The organism is Kosakonia sp. ML.JS2a (assembly GCF_025642095.1).
Classification (GTDB): domain Bacteria; phylum Pseudomonadota; class Gammaproteobacteria; order Enterobacterales; family Enterobacteriaceae.
In genome coordinates this window covers 2,786,427-2,802,596 of the sequence record NZ_CP106754.1, presented here as the reverse complement: position 1 = coordinate 2,802,596, position 16,170 = coordinate 2,786,427, and the positions used below count along the sequence as shown (strand labels likewise).

The following is a 16,170-nucleotide window of genomic DNA, read 5'->3' as shown; positions in this document are numbered from 1 at the left end:
CCTCTCTTCAGGGCGTGTGAATCCGGGGCGCGGTATGCGCCCGGTTTTCTTATGACGAATGACACCGCCGTTAGTGAAGGTACTGCGTCACTATCTGGCGGATCTGTTGAAGTTGCTGTGGGTTAAACGTGACAGCGTAACGACTGTCACCAACCTCATAACCCATGATTTGCAATGCTTTTTTTACGGCGGCCGGCGAGAAGGCCACTTTGTACAGATCGGTACGTAACCCGGTGACGCTCTCTTGCGCACTGCGTGAACCTGCAATGTCGCCCGCCTGGAAACGTGACCAGATGGCGTTAATGGCCTGCGGTGCAACGTTCGCCAGCCCGGAAATACAGGCGGAGCAACCGTCAACAAAACCCTGATGGATTAACGAGTCCGGGCCGTTCAGTACATCGAAACCCTCGACATCTTTCACCGCATTCAGGAAACCGCTCAGGCTCTCATAGCTACCGGCGCTGTCCTTGATACCGATAATGTTCGGATGGTCCGCCAGCGTACGAACGGTCTGTGGTTCGAGCGTATTGCCGGTACGTGCCGGGATGTTGTAGAGGAACACCGGCACGTTTAACGCGTCGGCGACGGCGGTGTAGTGGTTAATCAGCTCATCTTGTTTCAGCGGCACGAAATAGGGGGTGATCACCGATACCGCATCCACGCCCAGTTTCTCGATTTGCCTGCCCAGACGAATGGTTTCACGGGTAGAGATTTCGCCGATATGCGCCACTACCGGCGAGCGTCCGGCCACTTCCTCTACGCAGGTGGCGGTAACGGCGACCTTTTCCTGCTCGTTCAGCACGAAAAATTCCCCGTTGGTGCCGCCGCAAAAAATGCCGTTACCGGCCTCAATCTGGCGGTTAATTTGTTGTTTGAGCGCGTTCGGGTTAACAGCCCCGTCGGCGTCGAAAGGTGTAACAATGGCGGTCAACACGCCTTTAATGTGCTTGTTCATAACTTGTCCCTGATTCGCTGTTTAGTCCCGGTGGCGCAGCGCTAACCGGGCCGACAGACGGTTAAAAACGGTTAAAACAACGTCTGATAGATGGCCTGCACCTGTGCGTGATCTACGGTGCAGGGGGCATTGTTCATCAGGCGCTTAACATTCAGCGCGGCGTCGCTCAGCGCCGGGATATCTTCACGGGGTACGCCGAGCGCTTCGAGGTTGTCCGGCAGATTCAGCCGCTTAACCAGCGCGGCGAACCACGCCACCAGCGCCAGCGATTTCTGTTCGTTGCTCAGCGTGGTGTCGGCGTCGGGAACCAGATCCCAGACCTGGGCAAATTTCTCCACGGCGTACGGACGCACCACGTTCATGCACGGCGCCAGCAAAATGGCGTTCGCCACGCCATGCGGCAGATGGTATTTGCCGCCGAGCGGGTAAGAGAGCGCGTGCACCAGGTGTGTACCGGCGTGGGCGATGGCCGCACCGCCGTAATACGAGGCCCACAGCATCTCCAGCCGGGCGGTCAGGTTGTGCGGTTCATTGACGGCGGTTTCGATATTGCGCAGCAGTTTGCGCAGGCCCATCAGCGCAACGTTGTCGCTGACCGGGTTGGCAATGGTGGCGGTGAAGCACTCAATCAGATGGCACAGCGCATCGATGCCGGTCGACGAGGCGATATGCGCAGGCATGCTGGTGGTCAGCTCCGGCAGTAACGCCACGTAATCCGGTAACATCACCGAGGAGATAATGCCGATTTTGGTGTCCTGCTCCGGGATGGCCAGAATCGCGTTAGGCGTGGCTTCCGAACCGGTTCCGGCGGTGGCGGGGATCAACAGCGACGTCACGCGTGCCGTGGGTTTGTCGCCGTTCAGCAGCGCAGGCAAACCGGGGGAGGCCGGGTGGCAGAGAACGGACAGCAGCTTGGCGACATCCAGCACGCTGCCGCCGCCGATACCGACCACCAGGTCAAATGTCTTCTCGCCCAGTCCTTGCAGAATGTTGGCGACGTCATGCTGGCTCGGCTCTGGCGGCACATTATCAATCAGTTGCAGATCTGCACCGTTGGCCGTCAGCAGGGCGCGGATCTGCTGCGTCGGCGCAAGCTTAATTACATTGCCGTCGCTGACCAGTAAGATTTTCTCTTTACCTGTAAGCAGTGGGGCTATCGCCGGGATCGCGCCTGCGCCGCTTATCAGGGTGCTATTAATCGTTACCACAACCTTCTCCTGTCTCTGTTATGGTGATTGAGTTCAATCATCACTTGTCAATCACCGTCACTACATGGCCTAAATTTATAATTTATTCGCAAACTGAATAAGTTGATCTTGCTCACATATAATCAATCATGATTGAATATAATCATATTCAGTGCATAATGACCCGGAGAAGGGATGAACGAGCCAACCTCGGATAAACAGATAGCCATCCTCGCCGATGACTTTACCGGCGCGAATGACGCGGGTGTCAGCCTGGCGCAGAGAGGAATGACGGTGGATGTGGCGCTGAGCGCGAACTACGTCAGCACTGCGCAAGCCCGCATTTATAACAGCGACAGCCGGGCACTCACTGCCAGCGATGCCGCGCAGCGGGTTACCGTGCTGACGCAAAAGATTGTCGCGCACGGCGCGCCGCAGTGGCTGGTTAAGAAGATCGACTCCACGCTGCGCGGCAATGTAGGAGCCGAAGTCGCCGCCATGTTGCAGGCCTGCAAGGCCTCCGCTGCGATTATCGCGCCGGCTTTTCCGGCGGCGGGGCGTATCACCCGCAACGGGCAGTGCTTTGTTCATGAGCGATTGCTGACGGACACCGAGTTCGCCAGCGATCCGAAAACGCCAGTCACCAGCGCCGACATCGGTATGTTGCTGGCGGCGCACAGCCGCGCGGAAATCCGCTACCTGCACGCCGCTGATGTGGCTGCGGCGCTGGCGAACGCATCGGTGAGTGCGCCCCTGTTGCTGGTGGTGGATGCGCAAAGCGATGCCGAGCTGGATGAGATTGTCGCCCAGGCCGAGTCGGCGGAATCGCGCCCACTGCTGGTGGGGTCCGCAGGGTTGTGCGATGCGCTGGCGCGTCGGCTGAACCCTTGTGTTCCGCGTACGGTACTGGCGGTGGTGGGGTCAATGAGCGAAATCGCTCAACAACAGCTGGCGTGGGCGGCAAAGCATCCCCGTGTGGAGCAGGTGTTTATTGATATCAACACGTTGTTCACCCCGGCGGCAGCGGAGTACCGACAACACATCGTCCGCATCCTGGTCAGCGGCCGTCACTGTCTGGTGCATACCTGCCCGGATACACAGGCGCGTCACCAGATTGCCGCGCTGTGTGAACAGCAGGGGGTAAGCCGCAGTGAACTGGGGGAGTGTATTTGCGCGTTTTTAGGGGAGTTGACGCGGGATGTCCTTCGCGAAGCGCAACCGGACGCGCTCTATCTTTCCGGCGGCGATGTGGCGGTTGCGGCGGCCCATGCGCTTGGGGCGAAAGGTTTTAGCATCCGCGGACGGGCAGCGGGCTGCGTACCGTGGGGATACTTTTCAGGTTGTCTTTGGCAACGACCGGTGATGACCAAAGCAGGTGGCTTTGGTGACGAAACTACCTTGCTTAAGGTTCTGCATTTTATCGAGGAGAAATCGAGTGACTAATATCATTGCTGTAACGATGGGCGACCCGGCGGGTATTGGCCCGGAAATCATTATCAAATCGCTGGTCGAAGGAGAGTTAGCCGGTTCGCCGGTGGTGGTGGTCGGGTGTGCGCGGACGTTTCAGCGCATTCTTGGGCTGAATATTACCCCGCGTGCAGAACTGCGCATTATTGAACGCGTTGCCGATGCGCGTTTTGCGCCGGGCGTTATCAACGTCATTGACGAACCGCTGGCGGATGTCGATGCCCTGCAACCTGGTGTGGTGCAGGCGCAGGCCGGGGATCTGGCTTATCGCTGCATTAAACGCGCCACCGAACTGGCGATGAGCGGGGACGTGAAAGCCATTGCCACCGCGCCGCTGAACAAAGAAGCGCTGTTTATGGCCGGGCATCACTATCCGGGCCACACTGAACTGCTGGCACAACTGACCGACAGCAAAGATTACGCGATGGTGCTCTACACCGATAAACTGAAAGTGATTCATATCACGACGCATATCGCCCTGCGTAAATTCCTCGACACCCTGAATCAGGATCGCGTGAAAACGGTGGTGCGTATTGCCGATACGTTCCTGAAACGCGTCGGCTATGACAATCCGCGGATTGCGGTAGCAGGGGTCAACCCGCATGCCGGTGAAAACGGGTTGTTTGGTGATGAAGAGATCACCATTGTCGGCCCGGCGGTGCAGGCAATGAAAGCCGAAGGGGTGAATGTGACCGGGCCGTGCCCGCCGGATACGGTGTTTATGCAGTGTCACGAAGGGATGTATGACATGGTGGTGGCGATGTACCACGATCAGGGGCATATTCCGTTAAAATTGCTGGGCTTTTACGATGGCGTTAATATCACCGCCGGGCTACCGTTTATCCGTACCTCAGCGGATCACGGCACCGCATTTGATATCGCCTGGCGTGGTGTGGCGAAAGCCGAGAGCATGGCGGTATCCATCCAGTTAGCAATGCAAATTACACGGGAATAATATGAAGGGATATAACCGGTTAGAGCAGATTATGGATTACCTGAAAGGGCATAATCTGGTGACGGTGGATCAACTGGTCGCGGCAACGGATGCCTCGCCTGCCACCATTCGCCGCGATCTGATCAAGCTCGATCAGGAAGGGGTGATCAGTCGCACCCACGGCGGCGTTACGCTGAACCGGTTTATCCCCTCGCAACCGACTACCAGCGAAAAAATGCAGCGCAACCTGGCGGAAAAACACGCCATTGCCTGCGCCGCCGCTGCACTGGTGAAAGCCGGGGATGCGATTGTGCTGGATGCGGGCACCACGATGATTGAGCTGGCTCGCCAGCTCACGCATCTGCCGCTGCGGGTGATCACCAGCGATTTGCACATTGCGCTGTTTCTGTCGGAATTTAAACAGATTGAAGTGACGATTATCGGTGGGCGTATTGATGATTCCAGCCAGTCCTGCATTGGTGAGCACGGGCGCAAGCTGCTGCAAAACATCTGGCCGGATCTGGCGTTTGTCAGCTGTAACGGCTGGGGGCTGGAGCGCGGGATCACCGCGCCAACGGAAGAGAAAGCCGCGCTTAAGCACGATCTGATCGCCAACGCCAGGCGGCGGATCCTGCTGGCGGACAGCAGCAAATATGGCGCGTGGTCGCTGTTTAATGTGGCAAACCTGGATTCGCTGACCGATATCATCACCGATGCGCAGCTCAGTGCGGATATCCGCCAGCAGCTTGAGTCTTTACCCGGGCGGTTAACCATTGCCAGTTAACCGCGCATCGTCAGGGCAGGCGGGCAATATTGGCCTTGATAACCCCGACGGAGTGGTTGAATTTCGCCACTTCGTCATCCCGCAGTTGTAACTCAATAATCTGCTGCACACCGTTTTGCGCCAGCACGGCGGGAACCCCGATAGCCACATCTTTCACGCCATACTCGCCGTCAAGAATGCAGGAGATCGCCAGCGCGCGGTGGCTGCCGGTGAAAATATTCCGGCAGATCTCGGCAATGGTGCCGGCAATACCATACTCGGTGCAGCCTTTACGGGCATAAATCTCAAAACCGTGGCGACGAACTTTTTCCGCCAGTGCATCGACATCCAGCGTCTGGCCGGTTTTACGCCGGTAGACCTCGGCGATGGGCGAACCGTATACCGACGAATGCGACCACACCGGAAACTGAGTATCGCCGTGTTCGCCGAGAATAAACGCATCGATACTCTGCGCGCCAATATCCAGCGATTGTGCCAGCGCACGGCGCAGACGGGTGGTATCAAGCCAGACGCCGGTACCAATCACCTGGTTGCGCGGTAACCCGGACAGTTTCCACACCTGCCAGGTAATGATGTCGCAGGGGTTGGTGGCGACAAGGAAAATGCCGTTGAAACCATTTGCCATCATTGCCGGTACGATTTTTTGCACGATTCGCGCGGTGTTGGTCAGTTCGTCGAGACGCGTCTGGCCGGGTTTTAACGGGCCGCCGGAGACGGTGATCACCGCAATGTCGACATCCGCACACGCGTCAACCGGACGGGTTGAAATGGTCATCATGCCCGGCATATACGCCGCGGCATCTGACAGATCCTGAGCGTGGCCCTCCACGCGCTGTTGGTCCAAATCCACGAGGATCAGCTCTTCGCAAATTGTCTGGTTCAGCAGGGCGTAGGCGGCGGACGCCCCCACATTGCCAGTGCCAATAATCATCACCTTACGGGCTTTCGTATTCATTCTGGTTCCGTTATCAGGGTTAGCTCTGCGCGTAAGGTACCGTCTGTCCTCCCGGCTGCGCAACGGCCTGCATCATCTATAGGTTAATCGTATGACGTTGATGCGGGTCTGGCTGGTTAATTTAACAAGGGAGTAACAATAAGGAGCGCCCTATGTACAGTATTACCGATGCCACCGCTTCCCAGCCGGATGTGATTGCACTGATTGACGAACTGGATCGCTACCAGAGTGCGCTCTATCCGGCGGAGAGTAACCATCTGCTTGATCTGGCTGCTTTACCTGCGCAGACCCTGATCCTGCGAAAAATCCGCCATACCGATGGGGCGACCGTGGGGTGCGGCGCGGTGGTGCTGAACGGCGATGGCAGCGGCGAGATGAAACGGGTGTTTATCGATCCCCGGCATCGTGGGCAACAACTGGGTGAAAAACTGATTGCCGCGCTGGAGCAGGAGGCGGTTGCCCGTTTTTGCCATACGTTGCGTCTGGAGACCGGGATCAGGCAGCTGGCGGCGGTTAAGCTGTATGAGCGCTGCGGTTATCAGACCTGTCGCGCTTTTGCGCCCTATGTCGACGATCCCTTGAGTATTTTTATGGAAAAAATGCTTATCGCCGACCTGCGTTTTGCCATGCAATAAACCGCCACCGGGCGTTAAAGCTACTGCAGCAGTTCAATAAACGCGTCAAGATGCCGGGTTTTCGCGCCGCGTCGCCACACCAGCCAGGTGGTCAGCCAGCGCCAGTTTTCCGCCAGCGGCCAGGCTTCCACCTGGTGATGACCGGGCATACTTTCCAGCATACTGCGCGGGATCAGCGCCAGTCCGGCCCCGGCGATCACACAGGCCAGCATGCCGTGATAGGACTCCATCTCGTGGATTTTTCCGGGTGTGGCGCGATCGGCATTAAACCAGCTCTCAAAATGGCGGCGGTAGGAGCAGTTAGCGCGAAAGGCATAGATGCTGGCGCCATTGACCTGCGCCGCGCGCTCAATGTGCGGGTGACCGTACGGTGCGACAATCATCATCTCTTCACGGTAAACCGGGATCCCTTCCAGACCCGGGTGCATGATCGGGCCGTCGACGAAAGCGGCGCTCAGTTTTCCTTCCATCACGCCGTCGATCATGGTGCCGGAAGGCCCGGTGGAGAGGTCAAACTGAATACGCGGATAACGCTGGTTATACTGCGCCAGCGTGGCGGGAATGCGTACCGCCGCGGTGCTTTCCAGCGCGCCCAGCGAGAACAGGCCTTGCGGCTCGTCTCCGGCTACCACCATGCGGGCTTCATCCACCAGCGCCAGGATCTGCTGGCTGTAACGCAAAAAACTGTGCCCCGCTGGAGAGAGACGCAGGCGCTGATTTTCGCGGATAAACAGATCGACACCGAGATCGGACTCCAACTGGCGAATGCGGGTCGTGAGATTGGACGGCACGCGATGCACCTTCTGCGCCGCCTGGGTGATACTGCCGGTCTGCGCCACGGCGTTAAACATCTCAAGCTGGGTTAAATCCATGCCATTCTCTCTTTGTGAATAGTGTCGTTAATATTATTCAGTTTTCAGAAATAACAAATTCCGCCACTCTGGTGCAAGTCCTGAACACATTTAAGGGAGACCCCGTATGTCCATTACCCCGACAACCCATGCTATTTCCATCAACCCGGCCACAGGGGAAACCCTGAGCGCCACACCGTGGGCCAGCCCTGCAGACGTGGATGCCGCCATCGAACAGGCGGCTAACGGCTATCGCCAGTGGCGAGTGTTAAGCGTGGCGGAGCGAGCACAAAAACTGCGCGATGTGGGCGCGGCGTTGCGTGAACGGGGCGAAGAGATGGCGCAACGGATCAGCCAGGAGATGGGGAAACCGATCCTGCAGGCACGGGGCGAGGTGAACAAATCCGCCAGCCTGTGCGACTGGTATGCGGATAACGGTCCGGCAATGCTTGGCAGCGAGCCGACCCAGGTTGAGCATAACCGCGCCACCATTGAATACCGGCCGCTGGGGCCGATTCTGGCGGTGATGCCGTGGAACTTTCCGGTGTGGCAGGTGATGCGCGGCGCGGTGCCGATCCTGCTGGCCGGTAACAGTTATTTACTGAAGCATGCACCCAATGTGCTGGGGTGTGCGGCGCTGTTGGGCGAGATTTTCACCCGCGCCGGGATCCCGCAAGGGGTGTTTGGCTGGGTGAACGCCACTAATGATGGCGTCAGTCAGGCCATCAATGACCCGCGGATTGCCGCCGTCACGGTGACCGGCAGCGTGCGCGCGGGTGCCGCTATTGGCGCACAGGCCGGGGCAGCGCTGAAAAAATGCGTACTGGAACTGGGGGGTTCCGATCCCTTTATTGTGCTGAACGACGCCGATCTGGATCTGGCGGTGAAAGCGGCAGTCGCCGGGCGTTATCAAAATACCGGGCAGGTTTGCGCTGCCGCGAAACGTTTTATTGTTGAATCCGGCATCGCGCAGGCCTTTACCGACAAGTTTGTTGCCGCCGCAGCCGCGCTGAAACAGGGCGCGCCGGACAACGAAGAGCACTATCTGGGGCCGATGGCGCGTTTTGATCTGCGCGATGAGCTGCATGCGCAGGTACAGGCCAGCATCCAGCAGGGCGCTACGCTGCTGCTCGGTGGGGAAAAGGTTCCGGGGGCGGGCAACTACTACCCGGCGACGGTACTGGCTGGCGTGACGCCGGAGATGACCGCATTCCGCCAGGAGCTGTTTGGCCCGGTCGCCGCCATCACCCTTGCCCGTGATGCGGAGCATGCGTTGGCACTGGCGAATGACAGTGATTTTGGTTTGTCCGCCACCGTCTTTACCGCCGATCATGCGCAGGCCGCCTGGTTTGTCGAACACCTGGAGTGCGGTGGCGTGTTTATTAACGGCTACAGCGCCAGCGATGCCCGTGTGGCCTTTGGTGGCGTGAAGAAAAGCGGTTTTGGCCGCGAGCTGTCGCACTTCGGTTTGCATGAATTTTGCAATATCCAGACCGTATGGAAAGATCGTCTGTAACCGCCTGCGCGCCCCGGTGGGGCGCGCCACTCCTCGCTGTCATGGGGGTGTCATGATCCTTTTGTAGACTCACGGCAACGTTGTGGTTATAGAAGAATATCATGAACTTAATGCAAATTTTTCGCCGTATTGTTCGGCGTGTTACACCTCAGCAGTTTGGTTTGTTAGCCGGTATTTTCTGCATCATTGGTCTGTTCTCCGCGCTGCAAATCGCCTCCTCTTTTCTCCTTTCCGCGTCATTACGCGAAGCACAGCACAATGAACAGTTAAACCAGCAGGCGCACCTGCAACAGGTTCGCGTGGATGAAGCCCGCGTGGCCTTGCTGACCGCAAGCGATCTGCTTAACCGCGCAGGCGTGTGGTTTATGCAGGACAAAGAAACTGGATCCGAAGGGAGCTGGCGCAGCCTGATGGATGAAACCCGCAGCGCGCTGGATGCGTCACAAAAAGCCTGGCAAGCCTGGCTGGCGTTGGATCCGCCGAAAGACGATGGCTTAATCAACAGTTATCAGCTGTTTTACGGCGCGCTGAAAGAGCAGGCGGATGGACTGGTGAAAACCCAGTCGATTGACGCCTTCTTTGCGGTGCCTGCGCAGGCATTCCAGGCGGATTTTAACGACAACTATGCCCGTTTCCAGCAGGCCAGCGAAAGCCGTGCGGAAACTGGCCGTCAGGCGTTAATGTCCAACCTTGGACAGCTACAGCATGTCTTTGTGCTGGTGCCCGCGCTGTTGCTGGTGATTGCGGTACTGGTGTGGTTTGCCATGTCGCGCTGGGTGATCACGCCGCTGCGTCGGCTGATTGCGCACATCAACATCCTCGCCGCGGGCGATCTGGGAACAGCGCTGCCGTCGGTACCGCGTTTTAACCGCGAGGTGGAGCAGCTTAGCCTGAGCATTCACAGCATGCAGCAGGGGCTGCAACAACTGGTGATGCAGGTCAGTGACGCAACCGCCTCTATGGTGAACACCATCAGCAACCTCGCGGAAGGTAACCAGTCGCTTTATCAGCAGTCGACGAAACAGGCGCAGGAACTGACGGATGTGACCGAACATATTGCCACCCTGGAATCCCACGTTGAAGGCAGCACTGGCTTCGCCCAGCAGGCCCGTCAACAGGCGGATGAGGCGCAAAAAATCGCCGCAGGCGGCGATCGCATGATGGACACGGTTAACCAGTCGATGCGTGAGATCGTCGAACGTTCGGCCGAGATGCGCAACATCGTCGATATGATTGATGGCGTGGCGTTTCAGACGAATATTCTGGCGCTGAATGCCGCCATTGAAGCGGCGCATGCCGGGAATCACGGGCGCGGCTTTGCGGTGGTGGCGAAAGAGGTCGGACTGCTGGCGCGTAAAAGTAGCCATTCAACGCAAACCATTCAGCAGTTGATTAACCACTCTTTGCAGGGGATCACTGACGGTACGCAGGCAGTAAGTCGCCTTGAAAGCAACCTGCAAAAAGTAACCGGGCTGGTGGGACATTTAAGCGGCGTGCTCAATGAGATCTCCGCCGCCACCCTGAGTCAGGGGGAGAGCATCCATCTGATGACCCGGCGTTTGCACGCTCTCAACACGGTCGCCCGGCGCACCGGGGAACTGGTGTCGACGGCGACACAAGCGTCTGAACAACTGCATAATGATTCTCATCAGTTACTGCAGGCGGTGGCCCGTTTTCGCCTGCCGGCCTGACGTGATTCATTCGTCTCTGTTATACTCGCAGGCCGTTTTTGGCCTGTGAGCAAGGGGTGAGTGTGGCAACGGCAATGGATAATGGCGTACTGGACGCGGTGCTTGCGCAGGTACGTCCGCTGTTGGGTCAGGGCAACGTGGCGGATTATATTCCCGCGCTGGCCTCGGTAAGCGGCAATAAGCTGGGCATTGCTATCAGTACGGTGCAGGGAGAACATTTCTACGCAGGCGATGCCCGCGAGCGTTTTTCCATCCAGTCTATTTCTAAGGTGCTCAGCCTGGTGGTCGCCATGAACCACTATGCCGAAGAGGAGATTTGGCAGCGCGTGGGGAAAGATCCCTCCGGGCAGCCCTTTAACTCACTGCTGCAACTGGAAATCGAGCAAGGCAAACCGCGCAACCCCTTTATTAACGCCGGGGCGCTGGTGGTGTGCGATATGCTGCAAAGCCGCCTCAGCGCGCCGCGCCAGCGTATGCTGGAAATTGTACGTAAACTCTCCGGCGTACAGGACATCGCCTACGACAGCGCCGTCGCCCGCTCGGAATTTGACCACTCCGCCCGTAATGCCGCCATTGCCTGGCTGATGAAGTCGTTTGGTAACTTCCATAACGATGTTTCCACCGTGTTGCAGAACTATTTTCACTATTGTGCACTCAAAATGAGCTGTGTTGAGCTGGCGCAGACGTTTCTCTTTCTGGCGCAGGGCGGGCATGCTGCGCACATTTCCTCCCCCATTGTTACGCCGATGCAGGCGCGCCAGGTGAATGCGCTGATGGCCACCAGCGGCATGTACCAGAATGCCGGGGAGTTCGCCTGGCGGGTTGGCCTGCCGGCAAAATCCGGCGTGGGGGGCGGTATTGTGGCGATTGTGCCGCATGAAATGGCGATTGCGGTCTGGAGCCCGGAACTGGATGAGGCCGGGAATTCGCTGGCAGGCGTCGCGGTGTTGGAGGCCTTAACGCAACAACTGGGGAGGTCGGTGTACTGATGGCTGATTTAACGCCGCTGTTCACCCGTTTGTCACGCTCTGCGTTCCGTTCCCGTTTTCGCCTTGGCGCAAAAGAGCGGCAGTATTGCCTGGATAAAGGCGCAGAGGTGATTGCCTCGCACGCGGCGGATTTTGTTGCCCGCCGTCTGGCGCCTGCGCAGCCGCAAAACGACGGTAAACAGACGCCGATGCGGGGGCACCCGGTGTTTATCGCCCAGCATGCCACGGCCACCTGTTGCCGTGGGTGTCTGGAAAAGTGGCACGACATTCCTCATGGATATCCATTAACAGAAACTCAACAACAGTATATTGTGGATGTGATTTACCATTGGCTGGTCGTGCAGATGAATGCACCGCGCTGAACGAAAGCGCGCAAGGTAAGCATGCTAAGCTATAGGAATTTCCCCTGTGTATCGAACAGAGTACCGTGCGCGTGATATGGATTAAGATGTGATGCGATCATTTTTTTTAACCCCTTTTCGTCCATTTCAGGAAGAAAAACCGCTGAATAACGCTGCGGTGATTTTTATCCTGACAACGCTGTTTTATTTCCTGGGCGCGATGATGCGCCTGGTGGAAGAGTTGTCGCTTTTCTGGCCGCTGAATGCGGTTATGGCGGGGGTTTTTGCGCGTTACGCATTTCTGCATCGCTGGCAATATTACCTGATTAGCTACATCGCCATGCTGGCCTATGACGCCATTACCACCTCCTGGGGCACGGCGTCGCTGATTATTAACTTCTCCAATATGGTGTTTATTATCACCATGGCCCATTTGATCACCTGGGAACGCAGCCAGATGATCAAAGCCCCGGAACCGATAAATGCCCTCCGGCTCTTTGGCTACTGCATGTTTGCCGCGCTGCTGTGCGCGTTTTTTGGCGCGATTGGTTCGGTAGGCATCAACGGACAAGGCTTTTTACTGCTGCTGGCGGACTGGTTCAGTGAGCAATTTTCCACCGGTGTGTTGATCCTGCCGTGCATGCTGACGATGAGCTGGCCGCGTGAACCGTTGCAGTTCAAAGCCCGGCAACTGCTGCCGATCGGCGCGGTGATGGTGTCGGTGCTGGCATCGGTGGTGATTGGCGGCGCAGGCAGTCTGGCGTTCCCGCTACCGGCGTTGATTTGGTGTGCCGTACGCTATCCGCTGCCGTTGACAAGCCTGGTGACATTGCTGACCGGCGGGGTGGAAATCATGCTCGTCGCCAATGGCGCAATCAATATTTTCCTGGGGTCGCCCATGGAAATGCCGCACATGTTTTCCGCCCGTATGGGCATCGCCACCATGGCGATTTGCCCGGTGATTGTCTCCGTCAGCGTAGAGAAAATTAACCGCCTGATTCGCCAGGTCTCCCTGCGCGCTGATTTTGATTTCCTGACCCGTGTCTACTCCCGTTCAGGGCTGTATGAAGCGTTGAATAACGATGATAAGCGCTTCGCCGACAAGCATGTGACGGTGATGCTGATGGATATCGATTATTTCAAAAGCGTGAATGATAATTACGGTCACGAATGTGGCGACAGGGTGCTGGCTGCTTTCGCCCGTAAAGTGCAGGACGCGCTGGGAGAGCGGGGCATTGTGGCGCGCATGGGCGGCGAAGAGTTTGTGGTCGTGGCGATCACCGCCGATCCGGACGATGGCTTTACGCTGGCGGAAAACGTGCGTCACTCCATCGAAAATTACCCCTTCAAGTGGCGGCAGCAAACGCTGCATTTGACGGTGAGCATTGGCTTAAGCAGCGGCAGGACGGAAGCCTGGGCGTTGACCGAAATGTTCAATGAACTGCTGGCGGAAGCGGATGAAAATCTCTACCGCTCGAAAAAGCAGGGCCGCAACTGTACTACGTCCAGTAAAGATATCGTTTTTGCCGACGCGCCGTCGCAGGTTTCCTCGGGGCAATAGTTCCTGACGTTATTCACACCGCTGATGTTTGACGCAGTTAATATCGATAACTTATTAAATTGCTTGCTACTAATTTTTAACGTCAATACTATTATTGGCTATACGTAGCGGGAAAAAAGCGCGCCATGAACGGGTCTGATAATTTGAATAAAAACGAGCGGATCTCTGGCAGACGTTTTGTCAGGCGCATGTACCTGATGCGTATCCTCGGCACGTTGCTCTGTTTTTTCCCTATTCTTTCCGTGCTACAGGAATTGCAGCGGCCGTTATGGACAATTGTCCTGCTCTCTGCGAATGCTTTTCTCTGGCCGACCTTCGCTTTTTTACGCGCCCGCCATGCCCGTACACCGCTGGATATTGAACATCAAAACCTGGTGATTGACGCAGGCGCAGGGGGCTTGTGGATCGCGCTGATGGCGGTCAATCCGCTGCCCTCCGTGGTGATTGCCACTGTCCTGCTTACCGACCGTTTATCGGCAGGCGGTTTTATCCTGATGCGCAAAGCGGGTCTGACCATGGTGGGGGTCTTTCTGCTGACCTGGCTGGCACAGGGGATGCCCGTTGAGCTGGAGGTGACGCAGCGGACAATGTTCGCCACTTTGCCGCTGATTGCTATCTATTTACTGGCTCTGAGCGTGCTGACCGACAGCATGGCCGTCAAACTGCGGGTGAAAAGCCGTGAGCTTGAACGCATTGCCATGATGGATCCGTTGCTGGATATCGCCAACCGGCGTCTGTTGGAAAAGCGTATTCAGTATGAGCTGGACAAACTCCGCACGACGCCTGGTCACTCCTCTTTGATGTTTATTGATATCGATAATTTTAAAGAGGTGAACGATCGGTTTGGTCATAAAGTCGGGGATGCGTTGCTGGTGACGGTGTCGAAAATTTTGCATGTCGCTACCCGCAAAAACGACACGCCAGCGCGACTGGGCGGCGATGAGTTTGTCATTTTACTACCCGATACACCGCCTGATGAAGCGCACGTCGTGGCGACGCAGATTATGAATGAGGCGGCAATCATGCCCATCGTGCAGGAATACGCGTTTACCTGTACGCTAAGTATTGGCATTGCCAGCGCTTTGCCGGGTATGCATACCGTTAGTGAATGGTTAAAAGCGGCGGATGATGCGCTCTACCAGGCGAAGCGGTTGGGCAAAAACCAAATTTACTCGCACTGACAATCGCTCGGTATAGACTAAACTTTATGCTGTATATCGTATGTTGAACGATATATTTTTTCATATCATTGCGAAAAACAGCCTGAGAATGATGAGATAGGCACTCTATGAAAATACCTGCTATTCCCGCCGATGAGGGAAAACGTCTTGCCTCGTTGCACGACTCGGGACTCCTGGAGAGTGGCGTTACCGATCGGTTAGATCGCTTAACCCGCCTGGCAAAACGTATGTTTAATGTTCCTGGGGCATTGATTACGTTAGTGGATGAAACCACGCTGCATTTCAAATCCACGGCTGGCTATCCGAAAGAATCCCTGCCACGCAAAATTTCCTTCTGTGGCCATGCGATATTATGCGCTGACCCTTTGATTATCGAAGATGCTTCCCGCGATGAACGTTTTGCCGATAACCCGCTGGTCACGGGCGATGCGCACATCCGCTTTTATGCTGGCCATCCGCTGCGTTTGCCGGACGGGGCGGTGGTAGGCGCGTTCTGTTTGATCGACAAACAACCGCGTAGCTTCAGCGATGCGGAGTTCGACAGCCTGAAAGATTTCGCCATGATTGTCGAAGATGAGTTCGCGGTCATGAGCGCGGCAACCACCGATGAACTGACGGGGTTGTTTAATCGTCGTGGGTTTGACAGCCTGGCGAAGTTCGCTATTTTTGGCGCGCGCCGCCGGGCAGAGCCGCTTACGCTGGCGTGGATCGACCTCGATAACTTCAAAGCGATTAACGACAACTGGGGGCATGCGGAAGGGGATGACGCCCTGAAATCGATGGCATCGGTGATGACCGCCAGTTTGCGCGAGGCGGACCTGCAAGTGCGCTACGGCGGTGATGAGTTCGCGATTATCTTTTCCGACACCGATGAGCAGGGGGCCTGGATCGCCATGCAGCATCTGGTCGAACAGGTTGAAGCCTGGAATCTCTCTTCCGGTAAACCCTGGAAGCTGGCATTTTCCTGGGGGCTGAGCGAATTCGATCATAATGGCAGCGGTGAGCTGCATCCGTGGATGAAGGATGCGGATAAAAAAATGTATGCGATGAAGCAGCAGAATAACCGCGCCCGCTAAACCATAAGCCGATCCTATCACTGCGGCGCTTGTGTTAATTTTATGTA

At 56.8% G+C, this 16,170-nt stretch carries 15 protein-coding genes; 11 read left to right on the top strand and 4 right to left on the bottom strand.

Translation table 11 applies throughout. From position 1 onward, the window contains the following. Positions 1-70: 70 nt before the first annotated feature. Together N7922_RS13225 and N7922_RS13220 are read right to left on the bottom strand one after the other, a co-directional pair. Entirely contained in the window at positions 71-955 is an 885-nt protein-coding gene (locus N7922_RS13225; RefSeq protein WP_263096710.1) for a dihydrodipicolinate synthase family protein, read from the bottom strand. A 71-nt stretch (positions 956-1,026) separates the two neighbouring features. Continuing rightward, a complete protein-coding gene (locus N7922_RS13220) occupies positions 1,027-2,163 on the bottom strand; it encodes an iron-containing alcohol dehydrogenase (RefSeq protein ID WP_263096709.1) in 1,137 nt (378 codons plus the stop codon). Positions 2,164-2,337: 174 nt separating this feature from the next. Here N7922_RS13220 and dtnK point away from each other — a divergent pair, with 174 nt between their 5' ends. The 3 genes from dtnK to N7922_RS13205 are packed head-to-tail and all read left to right on the top strand — an operon-like array spanning position 2,338 to position 5,327. Then, positions 2,338-3,585, top strand: coding sequence for a D-threonate kinase (gene dtnK / locus N7922_RS13215; RefSeq protein WP_263096708.1), 1,248 nt, complete (start codon positions 2,338-2,340; stop codon positions 3,583-3,585). Next, positions 3,578-4,564, top strand: coding sequence for a D-threonate 4-phosphate dehydrogenase (locus N7922_RS13210; RefSeq protein WP_263096706.1), 987 nt, complete (start codon positions 3,578-3,580; stop codon positions 4,562-4,564). The genes dtnK and N7922_RS13210 overlap by 8 nt, the downstream gene beginning before the upstream one ends. A 1-nt stretch (position 4,565) precedes the next feature. Next, a complete protein-coding gene (locus tag N7922_RS13205; RefSeq protein ID WP_263096705.1) occupies positions 4,566-5,327 on the top strand; it encodes a DeoR/GlpR family DNA-binding transcription regulator in 762 nt (253 codons plus the stop codon). A gap of 10 nt (positions 5,328-5,337) precedes the next feature. Here the strand turns inward: N7922_RS13205 and N7922_RS13200 are convergent, their stop codons facing one another. Then, positions 5,338-6,282, bottom strand: coding sequence for an L-lactate dehydrogenase (locus tag N7922_RS13200; RefSeq protein ID WP_263096703.1), 945 nt, complete (start codon positions 6,280-6,282; stop codon positions 5,338-5,340). Between the two features lie 152 nt (positions 6,283-6,434). On the opposite strand from N7922_RS13200, the gene N7922_RS13195 reads away from it, so the two are divergent. Further along, positions 6,435-6,917, top strand: coding sequence for a GNAT family N-acetyltransferase (locus N7922_RS13195; RefSeq protein WP_263096702.1), 483 nt, complete (start codon positions 6,435-6,437; stop codon positions 6,915-6,917). Between the two features lie 20 nt (positions 6,918-6,937). On the opposite strand, the gene ptrR is transcribed toward N7922_RS13195, so the two are convergent. After that, positions 6,938-7,789 carry a putrescine utilization regulator PtrR gene (gene ptrR / locus N7922_RS13190; RefSeq protein ID WP_263096701.1) on the bottom strand — a complete coding sequence of 284 codons (852 nt, stop codon included), beginning with the start codon at positions 7,787-7,789 and terminating at the stop codon, positions 6,938-6,940. A gap of 106 nt (positions 7,790-7,895) precedes the next feature. On the opposite strand from ptrR, the gene sad reads away from it, so the two are divergent. The 7 genes from sad to N7922_RS13155 all read left to right on the top strand — a co-directional run bounded on the left by sad (position 7,896) and on the right by N7922_RS13155 (position 16,123). Continuing rightward, a complete protein-coding gene (gene sad, locus N7922_RS13185; RefSeq protein WP_263096700.1) occupies positions 7,896-9,284 on the top strand; it encodes a succinate-semialdehyde dehydrogenase in 1,389 nt (462 codons plus the stop codon). Positions 9,285-9,385: 101 nt separating this feature from the next. After that, complete coding sequence (locus N7922_RS13180; RefSeq protein WP_263096699.1) at positions 9,386-10,975, top strand: methyl-accepting chemotaxis protein; 1,590 nt, start codon at positions 9,386-9,388, stop codon at positions 10,973-10,975. A gap of 62 nt (positions 10,976-11,037) precedes the next feature. Then, on the top strand, positions 11,038-11,964 hold the full coding sequence (glsB, locus tag N7922_RS13175) for a glutaminase B (RefSeq protein WP_263096698.1): 927 nt from the start codon (positions 11,038-11,040) through the stop codon (positions 11,962-11,964). Next, on the top strand, positions 11,964-12,326 hold the full coding sequence (locus tag N7922_RS13170; RefSeq protein WP_263096696.1) for a DUF4186 domain-containing protein: 363 nt from the start codon (positions 11,964-11,966) through the stop codon (positions 12,324-12,326). The genes glsB and N7922_RS13170 overlap by 1 nt, the downstream gene beginning before the upstream one ends. A 91-nt stretch (positions 12,327-12,417) precedes the next feature. Beyond that, positions 12,418-13,866, top strand: coding sequence for a sensor domain-containing diguanylate cyclase (locus N7922_RS13165; protein WP_263096695.1), 1,449 nt, complete (start codon positions 12,418-12,420; stop codon positions 13,864-13,866). A 188-nt stretch (positions 13,867-14,054) separates the two neighbouring features. Continuing rightward, positions 14,055-15,047 (top strand): sensor domain-containing diguanylate cyclase, encoded by a 993-nt coding sequence (locus tag N7922_RS13160; protein WP_263100903.1) that lies wholly within the window; start codon positions 14,055-14,057, stop codon positions 15,045-15,047. 107 nt (positions 15,048-15,154) lie between these two features. Continuing rightward, positions 15,155-16,123 (top strand): sensor domain-containing diguanylate cyclase, encoded by a 969-nt coding sequence (locus N7922_RS13155; RefSeq protein ID WP_263096694.1) that lies wholly within the window; start codon positions 15,155-15,157, stop codon positions 16,121-16,123. Positions 16,124-16,170 lie beyond the last annotated feature (47 nt).

Bases quoted from the DNA above. Each gene is read 5' to 3' on its own strand.
- N7922_RS13225 (WP_263096710.1), bottom strand. From the start codon at position 955: ATGAACAAGCACATTAAAGGCGTGTTGACCGCCATTGTTACACCTTTC.
- dtnK (WP_263096708.1), top strand. From the start codon at position 2,338: ATGAACGAGCCAACCTCGGATAAACAGATAGCCATCCTCGCCGATGAC.
- N7922_RS13205 (WP_263096705.1), top strand. From the start codon at position 4,566: ATGAAGGGATATAACCGGTTAGAGCAGATTATGGATTACCTGAAAGGG.
- N7922_RS13200 (WP_263096703.1), bottom strand. From the start codon at position 6,282: ATGAATACGAAAGCCCGTAAGGTGATGATTATTGGCACTGGCAATGTG.
- N7922_RS13195 (WP_263096702.1), top strand. From the start codon at position 6,435: ATGTACAGTATTACCGATGCCACCGCTTCCCAGCCGGATGTGATTGCA.
- ptrR (WP_263096701.1), bottom strand. From the start codon at position 7,789: ATGGATTTAACCCAGCTTGAGATGTTTAACGCCGTGGCGCAGACCGGC.
- sad (WP_263096700.1), top strand. From the start codon at position 7,896: ATGTCCATTACCCCGACAACCCATGCTATTTCCATCAACCCGGCCACA.
- N7922_RS13180 (WP_263096699.1), top strand. From the start codon at position 9,386: ATGAACTTAATGCAAATTTTTCGCCGTATTGTTCGGCGTGTTACACCT.
- N7922_RS13170 (WP_263096696.1), top strand. From the start codon at position 11,964: ATGGCTGATTTAACGCCGCTGTTCACCCGTTTGTCACGCTCTGCGTTC.
- N7922_RS13165 (WP_263096695.1), top strand. From the start codon at position 12,418: ATGCGATCATTTTTTTTAACCCCTTTTCGTCCATTTCAGGAAGAAAAA.
- N7922_RS13160 (WP_263100903.1), top strand. From the start codon at position 14,055: ATGTACCTGATGCGTATCCTCGGCACGTTGCTCTGTTTTTTCCCTATT.
- N7922_RS13155 (WP_263096694.1), top strand. From the start codon at position 15,155: ATGAAAATACCTGCTATTCCCGCCGATGAGGGAAAACGTCTTGCCTCG.